This is a genomic window from Nocardioides sp. Iso805N (genome assembly GCF_000364605.1).
Classification (GTDB): Bacteria; Actinomycetota; Actinomycetes; order Propionibacteriales; family Nocardioidaceae; genus Nocardioides.
The window spans coordinates 213,530-225,736 of sequence record NZ_KB822580.1 but is presented as its reverse complement, the minus strand read 5'-3'; the positions used below and the strand labels follow the sequence as shown (position 1 = coordinate 225,736).

Here is a 12,207-nt window from a genome sequence, read left to right as displayed (position 1 = left end):
AAAGGTGACCTCTCAACGCCCTCAGGGGACGATGTTGACCAGCTTCGGCGCGCGCACGATGACCTTCTTGGGAGCCGCGCCGTCCAGCAGCGCGACGATCGCCGGGTCGGCCAGCGCAGCAGCCTCCAGATCGGCCTCCGTGATCGCCGGCGGGACCTCCAGACGCGCGCGGACCTTGCCGGCGACCTGGACGACAGCCGTGACGGTGTCATCGACCAGCAGCGCGTCCTCGACGACCGGCCAGCCGGCGCGGGCAACGGTCGGCTCGTGACCGAGCCGCTCCCACATCTCCTCGGCCGTGTACGGCGCGACCAGCGACAGCAGGATCGCGATCGCCTCCACGGCCTCGCGCACCGCTGGGTCAGCCGGGCCGCAGCCGGTGTCGATCGCCTTGCGGGTGGCGTTGACCAGCTCCATGGTGCGCGCGACCACGACGTTGAACCGATAGGTCTCCATGAGGTGCTCGACCTCGTGCAGCGTCTTGTGGGTCGCCCGCCGCAGGGCGACGTCGCCCTCGGCCACCGGGGCTCCAGGAGCCGACGTCACGTCGCCCGCCAACCGCCAGGCGCGCTGGAGGAAGCGCAGCGAGCCGGCCGGCGAGACGTCGGCCCAGTCGATGTTGTCCTCGGGCGGGCCGGCGAAGACCAGCGTCAGACGCACGGCGTCCACGCCATACTCGTCGAGCTGATCGCCCAGGTTGACGCCGTTGCCGAGCGACTTCGACATCTTCTTGCCCTGGTTGATCACCACGCCCTGACTCATCAGGCGGCTGAAGGGCTCCTCGAAGTCGAGGTAGCCGTGGTCGTGCAGCACCTTGGTGAAGAAGCGGCTGTAGAGCAGGTGCAGCACGGCGTGCTCGACGCCGCCGACGTACTGATCGATGGGGCCCCACTCGCGCATCAGCTCGACGTCGAACGGAGCCGTGTCCAGCTTCGGGGAGACGTAGCGCAGGTAGTACCACGACGAGTCGACGAAGGTGTCCATCGTGTCGGAGTCGCGCTTGGCCGGCCCGCCGCACTGCGGGCACTCGACGTTGACCCACTCGGCGATGGCGGCCAGCGGCGAGCTGCCCTTGGGCTTCAGCTCCTCGCCGCGTACGTCGTCGGGCAGCCGCACGGGCAGCTCCGACTCCGGCACCGCGACCTCGCCACAGGCCTCGCAGTGGATGATCGGGATCGGCGCACCCCAGAACCGCTGGCGGGAGAGCAGCCAGTCGCGCAGCCGGTAGTTCACGGTCCGCTGGCCGGTGCCGGCGGCCTCGAGCTTCGCGATCGCAGCGGCGACCTCGGCGGCCTTGTCGTAGGGCTGGTCGCCCTCATCGTCGGACTCCGTGTACACCGGGACGATCGGCAGCCCGAAGACCTCCGCGAACTCGCGGTCGCGGTCGTCGTGCGCCGGCACCGCCATGATCGCGCCGGTGCCGTAGTCGGCCAGCACGTAATCGGCGGCCCAGACCGGGATCTGCTCGCCGGTCAGCGGGTTGGTCGCGGTGATGCCCAGGTCGATACCGGTCTTGGGCCGGTCGGTGGCGAGGCGGTCGATGTCGGAGGCCTTGCGGACCTCCTCCAGGTAGCTCGCCAGCTCGCCGGCCCGGCCGGGGGCCACCACCTCCGAGGCGAGGGCGGCGTCGGCCGCGATCACCATGAACGTCGCGCCCGAGAGCGTGTCCGGTCGAGTGGTGAAGACGGTGACGGTGCGCTGCGAGCCGTCGGCCAACTGCAGCACGAAGTCGACGTGGGCACCCTCGGAGCGACCGATCCAGTTGCGCTGCGAGTGGACGACCCGCTCAGGCCAGCTGCCCTCGAGCCGGTCGATGCCGTCGAGCAGCCGCTGGGCGTAGTCGGTGATCTTGAAGTACCACTGGGTGAGCTCCTTCTTGGTGACGACCGCACCACACCGCTCACACGTACCGTCGGCCAGCACCTGCTCGTTGGCCAGCACGGTCTGGTCGTTGGGACACCAGTTGACCGGGGAGTTCTTGCGGTAGGCCAGGCCCCACTCCCGGAACTTGAGGAACAGCCACTGCGTCCACCGGTAGTACTCCGGGTCCGAGGTGTGCAGACGGGTCGACCAGTCGAAGCTGACGCCGTACCGCTTGAAGGACTCGGCCTGGACCTCGATGTTGGCGTAGGTGAACTGCGCCGGGTGCTCGTTGCGCTTGATCGCGGCGTTCTCGGCCGGCAGACCGAAGGAGTCCCAACCGATCGGGTTGAGGACGTCGTAGCCGCGCTGCCACCAGTACCGTGCGATCACGTCGTGCAGCGCCATCACCTCGGCGTGGCCCATGTGCAGATCGCCGGAGGGGTAGGGGAACATCGTCAGCGCGTAGCGCTTCTCGGCGCCCTCGCGCAGCCCGGCCTTGAACGGGTCCAGCCGCTCCCACACCGGTCGCCACTTCTCCTGCAGCTCCGTGGCGTCGTACGCCGCGGTCTCCTGCTGCTCCTGCGTCATCGTTCTCGTTCCTCTACCGCTCGACCTCGAGCGCCCCTGACATGAAAAAACCCCTCGCAGGGAGGGGTTGCCGCGCGATCAGATGAATCAGCGCGGCTGATGAAGAAGGAGGGCGCTCGTCTGCACGCGCTCAGGTTACTCCACTCAGGCGGACAGAAGCAGACTGGGCAGCAGGTCCCGGACGGATCGGTCGATCCGGTCCAACGACTCGGCGGGCTGGTCGTGCATGGCCAGCAGCGCCTGCTGGAAGAGCCCGTCGACGATCGCGTATGCCACCGCAGGCGTCACGGCGACGCCCTTCCCCGCCAGGCTCGCGTAGCGGGCGAGGACCCGCCACACCATGTCCTGGAGCCAGCCGTCGATCAGCGCGACCGTCGCGCGCAGCGGCTCCTCGAACATGCTGGCGGTGCGCAGGTCGTACCAGAGGCGGTGCATCGGAGCGTCGGCGGTGAGCGTCTCGCGCAACTTGGCGACGAAGCCGTCGACCAGCTCCTCGCTCGATCCCGCACTCTCCACCACGTCGTCGTAGCGCAGCACGCACGTGGACTTGTGGAACCGCACGCAGTAGACGATCAGCTCGTTCTTGTCGCGGAAGTAGTAGTGCACGACGCCGTGGCTGAACGGCGAGTTGGCCGCGATGTCGCGCAGGCTGGTGCGGGCGTAGCCGAGCTCTCCCAGGGTGACCAGCGCCGACTCCGCGAGCTGGTCTCGACGCTCCTGGTGCTTGTCGACCGTGCCGCGACGACGGGGCGGGGCGAGACTCGGGACAGCGCCCGTGGACTCCTCCATGAGATCGGCGCCCATCGCGCACCCCTTTCGCAGCCAGCAACCTCGCCACTGTAGCCGCTCCCGCCGTGGCGGGAGCGGCGTTTCGGCGGGCTCCCCGAATTTTGGTCATCTGTCCGGATTTATCTTGACAACCGTCAAGTTAACGGCCAGCGTGTGACTGGCGTCACACGACGATTCGACTCGATCCACTCACCAGGAGCAGCAGATGAGCGAACTCAGCGGTCGCAGGGCCGTGGTCACCGGCGGGGCCCAAGGTCTCGGGGAGGGCATGGCCCGCGCGCTTGCCGCGGCGGGCGCGTCGGTCGTCGTCGCGGACGTGAAGGACGATCTCGGCGCCAAGGTGGCGGCCGACCTCGGCGAGGGTCACGGCTTCGTGCACCTCGATGTCACCGATGACTCCGGCTGGGCCAGCGCGCTGACCGCGGCCGTCGGAGAGCTCGGCGGCCTGGACATCCTGGTCAACAACGCCGGCGTCGAGATCACCAGCCTGATCACCGAGCTCGACCCGGCCGATGTGCGCACCATGCTCGAGGTCAACGTCCTCGGCACCTCGCTCGGTCTCAAGCACGGCCTGCGCACGATGCGCCCCGGCGGCGCCGCGGGCCAGGGCGGCACGATCATCAACGTCTCATCGGTGGCGGCCACCATCGCGTTCCCGGGGATCGCCGTCTACTCCGCCACCAAGTCGGCGGTCGATCGGCTCACCCGGGTGGCGGCGATGGAGAGCGGCAAGCTCGGCTACGGCGTCCGGGTCAACTGCGTCTACCCCGGCCTGGTGCCCACCGAGATGGGCGCCGGCCTGGCCAGCGACGTCGCCGCGCTCGGGCTGTTCGAGTCGCCCCAGGCGGCCGTCGAGGGCGTGGTCGGTCTGACGCCGGCCGGCCGGCTCGGCACCGTCGAGGACATGGCCGACGCGGTCGTCTTCCTCGCCACGGACCGCGCGCGCTTCATCACCGGCGTCGGGCTGCCGGTCGACGGCGGGATGGGGATGTGAGCATGTCGATCCAGAGCAGCGCACCGAGCAAGCGCCCCGTCGTCGTCTACGGCGCCTCCGGCTACACCGGCCGGCTGGTGTGCGAGTACCTGCGCGAGTTCGGCATCCCCTTCATCGCCGCCGGCCGCTCCGAGCAGCGGCTCAAGGACGCGCTGGCCAGCAACGTGCCCGGCGTCGAGACCGCCGACTACGAGGTCGCCGTGGTGGAGCACACCGTCGAGGCGCTGACCGAGCTGTTCACCGGCGCGCAGGTGGTGCTCAACACCGTCGGCCCGTTCTCCCAGTACGGCCCCGAGGTCGTGCAGGCCTGCCTCGCGGCCGGCACCCACTACACCGACACCACCGGCGAGCAGGACTGGCTGATCACCTGCGAGGAGCAGTACGGCGCGCACTTCGCCGCAGCCGGCCTCCTGCTGGCACCGGGTATCGCCCAGATGTACACCACCGGCGAGATCGCGGCCCAGATCTGTCTCGAGCAACCCGGCCTGGACACGCTGGACATCGCCGTGTTCTGGGGCGGTTCCCCCACGATCGCCTCGACCCGGACCATCCTGGTCAACGCGGCCACGTCGGTCGCGCACTACCTGGAGCAGAACAGCTACGTGCCCTTCGATCCGACCCAGGGCCTGGTGCCGCTGGTCGTGCCGGGGCAGCACGAGCTGGCGCAGTCACTGCCCTGGGGCGGCACCTCGCACCCGGTCTGGTTCAAGCGCGATCCGCGGGTGGCCACCTGCAAGGCCCAGGGCGGGGTCTTCAACGCCGCCCTGATGAACGGTGTCCCCCAGATCGTCGCCGGCGCGCTGGAGGCGACCAAGGACATGGACGCCGAGCAGCGTGACGAAGCGCTGACCGCGACCGCGGCCCAGGTGATGAACCAGATGCCGCCGCGGGAGAACCCGCGGCTCAACAAGTCTCTGGACTCGGTGCACGCCTCGGGTCCGCTGGGACGCGCACACTGCGTCATCCACGGGAACCAGAACTACAAGCAGACGGGTCTGCTGCAGGCCTTCGCGGCGTACTCGCTGCTGCAGCAGCCTCCGCTGCGGGTCGGCTTCGCCTCGGGGTGCCAGGCTTTCGGCCACCGCGAGCTGCTCGGCCAGCTGCGTGCCTTCGGACTCGTCGCCGAGCCGGTCGTGACCCGACAGGCCGGATGACGGGGCCCGACGATGCGACTCGCCGACTACCTGGACAAGGGTGCGGACGTGGATCCGTCCGCGCCGTGCCTGACGACCGACGGGACGACCTCGACCTACGCCGAGGTCCAGGTGCTCAGCCACCGGATCGCCGATGCGCTGCGGGCGCAGGGCATCGGCCGCGGCGACCCGGTCGCGATCCTGTCGTCGAACGACCCGACGGCGTTCACCACCGTCTTCGGGATCAGCCGGGTCGGCGCGGTCTGGTGCCCGATCAACCCGCGCAACGAGGCCGCCGAGAACCGGGAGCTGCTCGAGCTCTTCGGTGCCCGGGCGCTGGTCTTCCAGTCCGCCTACGCCGGCCTGGTCGCCACCATCCGTGACCAGCTCCCCCGGCTCACCACGCTGGTGTGCCTGGACGCGGCCGTGGACGGGGCGCTGACATGGGCGGAGTTCCTGGCTGCCACGGAGGCTTCGAGCCTCGCCCCGCCCGCACCTCGACCACCGGACGACCCCGCCGGTACGGGCCTCGCCATGCTCGTCGGCACCGGCGGTACCACCGGCCGACCCAAGGCGGTGATGCTCACGGAGGGCAACCTCGAGGCGATGACGGCGATCACGCTGATGAGCTACCCGTTCGAGGACAGGCCGGTCTACCTCGCCCTGGCGCCACTGACCCACGCCGCCGGGGTGCTGTGCTTCCCGGTGCTGGCCCGTGGTGGCGAGATCGTGGTGATGCGCACGCCCGACGTCGGCAGCTTCCTGGAGCACGTGGCGCGACACCGGGTGACCCACACCTTCCTACCGCCGACGCTGATCTACATGCTGCTCGCCCACCCGGAGCTCGACGCGACCGACCTGGGCTCGCTGCAGTGCTTCTGGTACGGCGCGGCGCCGATGTCGCCGACCCGCCTGGAGGAGGCGCTGACCCGGATCGGACCCGTGATGGCCCAGCTCTTCGGCCAGACGGAGGCGCCGATGATGATCTCCACTCTTGCTCCGCGCGATCACTTCCTTCCCGATGGGAAAGTCGCGCGCGAGCGGCTCGCCTCGGCCGGTCGGCCGTCCCCCCTGGTGCGGGTGGCGATCATGAGCGAGGACGGCGCCACCCTCCCCCGCGGTGGGCGGGGAGAGATCGTGGTGCGCGGCTCGCTGGTGATGGCCGGCTACTTCCGCAACCCGGCCGCATCGGCCGAGGCGAGCATCCACGGCTGGCATCGCACCGGCGACATCGGCTACCTCGACGAGGACGGCTTCCTCTTCATCGTCGACAGGGCCAAGGACATGGTCATCACCGGCGGCTTCAACGTCTACTCGACCGAGGTGGAGCAAGCGCTGATGCAGCATCCTTCGGTGCAGGACTGTGCCGTGATCGGGCTGCCCGACGACAAGTGGGGCGAGCGGGTGACGGCGGTGGTGCAGCTGCTGCCCGGGCGGCGGCTGGCCCCGGGCGAAGCCGAAGCGTTCGTCAAGGAGCGGCTGGGCAGCGTGAAGGCGCCCAAGCAGGTCGAGATCTGGGCCGACCTGCCTCGTTCGAAGGTCGGTAAGGTGCTCAAGACCGACATCAAGGCGACCCTCGTCGCACAGGCCCCTCACAGGCCCGAAGATTGTTTGCCGGAATGATTTGGCACCGCTTCCCCTCCGTGTGAAGATGTCCCTGCGCCGCTGACCTGCCGCGCGGCCTGAGGCGAGGACCCCCCCATCTCGTCAAGGTCGCTGCCGGGTCAGCGGCGTCTTAGTCTCTCCCCTCGCCGCGGCGTGATCTCGCTCGCATCGCTCCTGTCGAATGCCTAAGCGGAGGCTCCGTCCATTAAAGTTCGAGACATGACGACGACGAGCAGGGAAGCCGACATCGCCTCCCACACCTCCCCCGGACGTGCCCGCCTGGAGCTGCTCATCGTCGGCACGGCGGCGCTCGCCGTCGCTCTTTCGCAGTCGCTGCTGATCCCGATCCTGGGCATCCTGCCGCAGCAGATCCCCTCGCACCCCTCCAGCGCCACCGTCGAGTGGCTGCTGACCTCGACGCTGCTCGTCGGCGCCGTGGCGGTGCCGTTGTTCGGCCGGCTGGGCGACATGTTCGGCAAGCGCCTGATGCTGATGGTCGCGGTGCTCGCACTCGTCATCGGCTCGGTGCTGTGCGGCGTGACCTCGAACGTGCCCCTGCTCATCGTCGGGCGCGCGATCCAGGGCGCCTCGATGGCCGCGATCCCGCTCGGCATCAGCCTGCTCGCCTCGCTGCTCCCCCGCGACAAGGTCGGCCCGGCGATCGCGCTGATCAGTGCGATGCTCGGTGTCGGCAGCGCGCTCGCCCTGCCGATCGGCGGCCTCATCGGCGAGCACGCCGACTTCCACTGGCTGTTCTGGATCACCGCCATCGTCGGCGGACTGTCCCTGATCGGCATCCTGCTGGTCGTGCCGGAGGCGCCGAGCCGCTCTCGCGGCCGCATCGACTACGTCGGCGCCGTGCTGCTCAGCGCCGCACTCGTCGCGTTGCTGCTGCCCCTCGCCCAGACCTCCGAGTGGGGCTGGGGCTCGGCGAAGACGATCGGCCTGCTGGCGCTGGCCGTCGTACTGTTCCTCGTCTTCGGCTTCGTCCAGACCCGCACCCGCGAGCCGCTGGTCGATCTGGCCGCGCTGCGTCGCAAGCCGATCGTGCTCACGAACACCGCCTCGGTTCTCTTCGGGTTCGCGCTGTTCGCGATGATGATCGGCACCGCGCAGTACGTGCAGGCACCGAAGGAGAGCGGCTACGGCTTCGCCTCCTCGATCCTGGTCAGCGGTCTGTGCATGCTGCCGGCCGGCCTGATGATGCTGCTGCTCTCCAACGTCTCGGCCACCATGATCCACCGCATCGGCGCCCCCAAGACGCTGGCGATCGGCGCGATCATCGTCGGCCTGGGCTGGGTCTTCCGGATCGCCCTGACCGGCCACCTGTGGGAGATCGTCGTCGGCACCGCCGTCATCGGCGTCGGGGTCGCGCTCGGGTACGCCGCGATGCCCACCTTGATCAACACGCACACACCGGTGACCGAGCTGGCTGCGGCCAACGGCCTCAACTCGCTGGCTCGCTCGCTCGGCACCTCGCTGGCCAGCGCCATCGGCGGCTCCATGCTCGCCGGGCACCTCGTGGTCGCCACGATCGACGGCCACGCCGCCGCCTGGTCCACGCTCGGGTCCTACCGCGCCCTGTTCGCCGCCTGCATCGTGGCCTCGGTAGTCGCCGCAGGTCTGGCGTTGCTGGTGCCCCGTCATCCCGACGCGGACGCGATGCCGGAGCTCTGACGTCGAGAGGTCACTTTCCGCGGGTCGAGTGTCCAGCCACGCTGGACACTCAACCCGCGGAAAGTGACCTCTCGACGTAGCAGATCGCCCCCGGACCCACGTGGGTCCGGGGGCGATCTGCTTGATGATGGCCACGCTCACCCACGGGTGAGGACCCCCCCGATCAGGACGCGGCGCGGACCGCCCGCTTGTCGGCGTTGACCTTCTTCTGCAGCTTCTTGACCTTGTGCTGCGCGGCCTTCTTGGCAGCGCCGTGCTTCTTCTTCAGCGCCTTCTTCGCCTTGGCTAGAGCCATGGTGTCCTTGGCGAGGTGGGCCTTCGCAACGGCGAGCGCAGTGCTCGGGTGCGTCGGCTTGGTCACCGGCACTGAGGCCGGCGGCTTGAGACCACCGCTCAGCACGGTTCCGTTGGTGTTGAGGAGGACCGGCGTCAGGTTCGGCTTCGCGGAGAAGTTGAACATGCTGCTGATCGCACCATCACGCTTGTCCCAGGAGCCCGAGACCGCAGCGTCGTCGACGCTGGGGAGCCCCCAGTTCTGCTCGATGAACTTCACCACCGATGCCTGACCGGTCTGGCTGTGGTCGATGTAGTTGCGCTTCGAGTACGGCGAGATCACGAGCATCGGCAGACGCTGCGACGGACCGCAGCGGCCGTTCTCGATGGTGCCGTCGGTGTTGGTCTTCGGCGCGGTCGCGGCGACACCGGCGGGCGTGGTGCAGATGTTCTGGTCGTCGCTCGAGCCGTTGACGCCGTTGTTCGAGCCGTTGGTGATCTTCGGCGCGACGTGGTCGTACCAACCGTCCGAGTCGTCGTAGGCGATGACGACGGCAGTGCTCTTCCACTCCGGCGACTTCTCCAGCGCGTTGATGACGCGGGTGTAGAAGTGCTGCTCGTCGATCGGGTCCGAGTTGCCGGGGTGACCGTCCTGGTAGGCCGCCGCCTTCAGGTACGAGACGGCCGGGATGGTGTCATTGGCGATCGCGTTCTCGAAGACGCTCAAGTCGTACTCGTGGTTGGCGCCGGTGTAGCTGCCGTCGCTGTTCTGGTGCTGCGGGTCGGCAGCGCCGATGGCCACGCCGGGTGTGGCGGCCAGGTGGTGCGGGTTGGCGGTTGAGGCGTAGTACTCGAACGGGTTGTGGTGCGGCGAGTAGTCGGTCACCGACACCGACGCGTTGGTGCTGTTGGTCGCCCCTCCGATGTTGTTGTGCGTGCTCGCGCAGGCGGCGTGGCTGCCGGCGGTGGTCGGGTCCCACGCGGTGGTCGGGGTGAAGCCGCCCTGGAACCAGCCCCACGAGACGTTCTTCGCGTTGAGCACGTCGCCGATGTTCTGGCCGAGCATGCCGGCGACATTGCCGCTGTTGGTGGCGCAGTCGTCGTAGGCCGGGTCGGGGTCGCCGATGTCCGTGCCGACCGAGACCTGCTGGGCGGAGGCCGCGGCGGCGCCGTTGTACGTCGGCAGAACGACGGACTTCAACTGGTTGTCCGAGACGCTGCCGTTGTTGGCGACCGGCGTCGTCGGGTCGGCGTTGGTGGCGGGCGTCGGGTTCTCCCCGCGGCTGGTGGCGGCGAAGCTGACCGCACCGTAGGTCTGGCCGGAGATCACGTTGAGGGCGCCGTTGGTCGAGGGGCCGAAGACGTCGTCCCACGAGTTGTCGCTCATGGCGTAGTTCTGGGCGTAGTTCCACAGCGCGGTGGCCGTGTTGCCGTCGTAGTAGCCCATGCTCGTGCCCGAGGTGCAGTACGTCGGGGCGCTACAGGTGTTGTGCGACGTGGACTCGGGGAACTTGTCCATGCCCGGCGCGGCCGTGGTCGAGCTGCCCTGGACGGCCTGCTCCTCCTGGGCGTAGCCGTGACCCTGCGAGCTGGTCAGCGCCTGGCTGTAGGTGAAGCGGAACGGTGAGACGCTGTTCGGATTGTTCTTCAGCGCCGCCGCGTTGTTCGACAGCAGGTTGGTGTTGGCCGGGGTGTTCGAGAGTGCAGTGAAGGGCACTCCGTCCGTGTTGGCCGCCTTCGGGTAGGTGCCGAAGTAGTGGTCGTAGGATTCGTTCTCCCCGAACAGCACCACGAGATGCTTGATCGGAGTCGCGGTGGTGGCCGCGTCCGCGGACAGCGTGCTGGTGTCGGCGTTGCCGCCGGTGGCGGCATAGACCAGCGAACCGCCGATCAGCCCCGCGCCCGCAAGGACGACGCCCGTTGCCGCAATGGCAGCACGGGAGCGCCGGATGGTGGGCTTCCTCATTACCTGTTTTCCTTTCTCGTTTCCTTCTTCGGTCAGGGCGCCTGCCGTGTCCGTCAGGCGAACATCCCCCGACCAAGCCAGTCGTCGCCGCCCTGAACGCCAGGGAGCGCGAAGAAGTAGCCGCCGCCGACGGGCGACACGTAGTCGACGAGCGGCTCGTCGATCAGCCGCTTCTGGACTGTGATGAATTGCCGCTCGAGGTCCTGGTTGAACGCCACGAACAGGTGGCCCATGTCGAGGTTGCCGTTCGGGTCGACGCCGTTGTCGTAGTTGTACGAGCGGCGGAATGGTCGCTGGTTATCGGTATGCGGCACCCGCGGGTTGGCGAGCCGGATGTGGGCGTCGTAGGCGATCGTGTCGCCGTACTGGTCGTACACGGGGGTGTCGAACTCGGCGTCACCGCTCAGCGGCGCACCGGTGTCCTTGGCCCGCCCGAACATCCGCTCCTGCTCCAGGATCGAGACGCGGTCCCAGAACTCGACGAGCATCCGGATGATGCGCACAGCCTGGTAGCTTCCGCCCTCGACCCATGCGGGTTCTACGCCGCCGCCCTTGGTCCAGACGAGCTGATCCATCAGGCCGTCGTCGTCCAACGACGGGTTGGCCGTCCCATCCTTGAAGCCGAGCAGGTTGCGTGGCGTGCCCGACGGCCGAGGCGGAGACTGGAAGCCGTCTTGGCGCCAGCGGATCTGCATCCCGCCACGAGTCACCCGGGCGATCTGGCGCAGCGCGTGGAGAACGGTGTCGGTGTTGTCGGCGCACAGCTGCAGCATCAGGTCGCCGTGGCAGAGCGTCTGGTTCAGTGCGTCGTTCGGGAACGGCTCCATCCGGCTCAGCCTCGCCGGCTTCCGCTGAGCGAGCCCGAACCGCTGGTCGAACAGGCTCGCGCCGACCCCGAGGGTGAGGGTCAGACCATCCGCGGCGACGCTCGGGCCGACGATCCCATTGTCGGGTGCGGTCTCGGCGAGACCGGCCTCGGTGGTCACCCCGCCGGCGGTCAGCGAGCGGGCCTGCGCGGTGATCACCTTGAACAGGTCCTGGAGATCGCGACGGTTCGCCGCCGTGACGTCGAGGGACACATAGGCGGCGTGGCGCTGCTTCTCGGTCAGGATGCCCTGCTGGTGCGCGCCCTCGAAGGGGTATGACCCACGCGAAGCGCCAGCGGACGAGCCGGGCGCGTCGCTCGCGGAGGCGCTCGGAGACGTGGTCGGGGCGGCCTCGGCCCCACCGACGAGGGCGAGCGCGCCGACGCCCGCGGCGCCCGCTGCAGTTCCGATCGCACGGCCGAGCAGACCGCGTCGGCTCATCCCGTGCGGGTA

Annotated in this window: 8 protein-coding genes; 4 read left to right on the top strand and 4 right to left on the bottom strand. The window is 69.0% G+C overall.

The genetic code is table 11. The annotated features are described in order from the left end of the window. Positions 1-21: 21 nt before the first annotated feature. Positions 22-2,451, bottom strand: a complete 2,430-nt coding sequence (gene leuS / locus H036_RS0114910) for a leucine--tRNA ligase (protein WP_017935600.1) — start codon at positions 2,449-2,451, stop codon at positions 22-24. Between the two features lie 144 nt (positions 2,452-2,595). Further along, the gene (locus H036_RS0114905) at positions 2,596-3,255 is read right to left on the bottom strand and encodes a TetR/AcrR family transcriptional regulator (RefSeq protein ID WP_017935599.1); all 660 of its coding nucleotides are present in this window, start codon (positions 3,253-3,255) and stop codon (positions 2,596-2,598) included. Positions 3,256-3,445: 190 nt separating this feature from the next. Between H036_RS0114905 and H036_RS0114900 the strand changes: the two genes are divergently transcribed. The 4 genes from H036_RS0114900 (at position 3,446) to H036_RS0114885 (ending at position 8,649) form a co-directional block, all read left to right on the top strand. Then, positions 3,446-4,234: an SDR family NAD(P)-dependent oxidoreductase gene (locus H036_RS0114900; RefSeq protein ID WP_017935598.1), complete on the top strand. Its 789-nt coding sequence runs from the start codon at positions 3,446-3,448 to the stop codon at positions 4,232-4,234. A gap of 2 nt (positions 4,235-4,236) precedes the next feature. Then, positions 4,237-5,388: a DUF5938 domain-containing protein gene (locus H036_RS0114895; RefSeq protein WP_017935597.1), complete on the top strand. Its 1,152-nt coding sequence runs from the start codon at positions 4,237-4,239 to the stop codon at positions 5,386-5,388. 12 nt (positions 5,389-5,400) lie between these two features. Then, entirely contained in the window at positions 5,401-6,990 is a 1,590-nt protein-coding gene (locus H036_RS0114890; RefSeq protein WP_017935596.1) for an acyl-CoA synthetase, read from the top strand. Positions 6,991-7,191: 201 nt separating this feature from the next. After that, the gene (locus H036_RS0114885; RefSeq protein WP_017935595.1) at positions 7,192-8,649 is read left to right on the top strand and encodes an MFS transporter; all 1,458 of its coding nucleotides are present in this window, start codon (positions 7,192-7,194) and stop codon (positions 8,647-8,649) included. A 163-nt stretch (positions 8,650-8,812) separates the two neighbouring features. Here the strand turns inward: H036_RS0114885 and H036_RS23015 are convergent, their stop codons facing one another. Further along, complete coding sequence (locus H036_RS23015) at positions 8,813-10,888, bottom strand: phospholipase C (RefSeq protein ID WP_017935594.1); 2,076 nt, start codon at positions 10,886-10,888, stop codon at positions 8,813-8,815. Between the two features lie 53 nt (positions 10,889-10,941). Then, complete coding sequence (gene efeB, locus H036_RS0114875) at positions 10,942-12,195, bottom strand: iron uptake transporter deferrochelatase/peroxidase subunit (RefSeq protein ID WP_017935593.1); 1,254 nt, start codon at positions 12,193-12,195, stop codon at positions 10,942-10,944. Between the last annotated feature and the right edge of the window lie 12 nt (positions 12,196-12,207).

Coding starts and splice junctions, on each gene's coding strand:
- H036_RS0114890 (WP_017935596.1), top strand. CDS start 5,401: ATGCGACTCGCCGACTACCTGGACAAGGGTGCGGACGTGGATCCGTCC.
- H036_RS0114900 (WP_017935598.1), top strand. CDS start 3,446: ATGAGCGAACTCAGCGGTCGCAGGGCCGTGGTCACCGGCGGGGCCCAA.
- H036_RS23015 (WP_017935594.1), bottom strand. CDS start 10,888: ATGAGGAAGCCCACCATCCGGCGCTCCCGTGCTGCCATTGCGGCAACG.
- leuS (WP_017935600.1), bottom strand. CDS start 2,451: ATGACGCAGGAGCAGCAGGAGACCGCGGCGTACGACGCCACGGAGCTG.
- H036_RS0114895 (WP_017935597.1), top strand. CDS start 4,237: ATGTCGATCCAGAGCAGCGCACCGAGCAAGCGCCCCGTCGTCGTCTAC.
- H036_RS0114885 (WP_017935595.1), top strand. CDS start 7,192: ATGACGACGACGAGCAGGGAAGCCGACATCGCCTCCCACACCTCCCCC.
- H036_RS0114905 (WP_017935599.1), bottom strand. CDS start 3,255: ATGGGCGCCGATCTCATGGAGGAGTCCACGGGCGCTGTCCCGAGTCTC.
- efeB (WP_017935593.1), bottom strand. CDS start 12,195: ATGAGCCGACGCGGTCTGCTCGGCCGTGCGATCGGAACTGCAGCGGGC.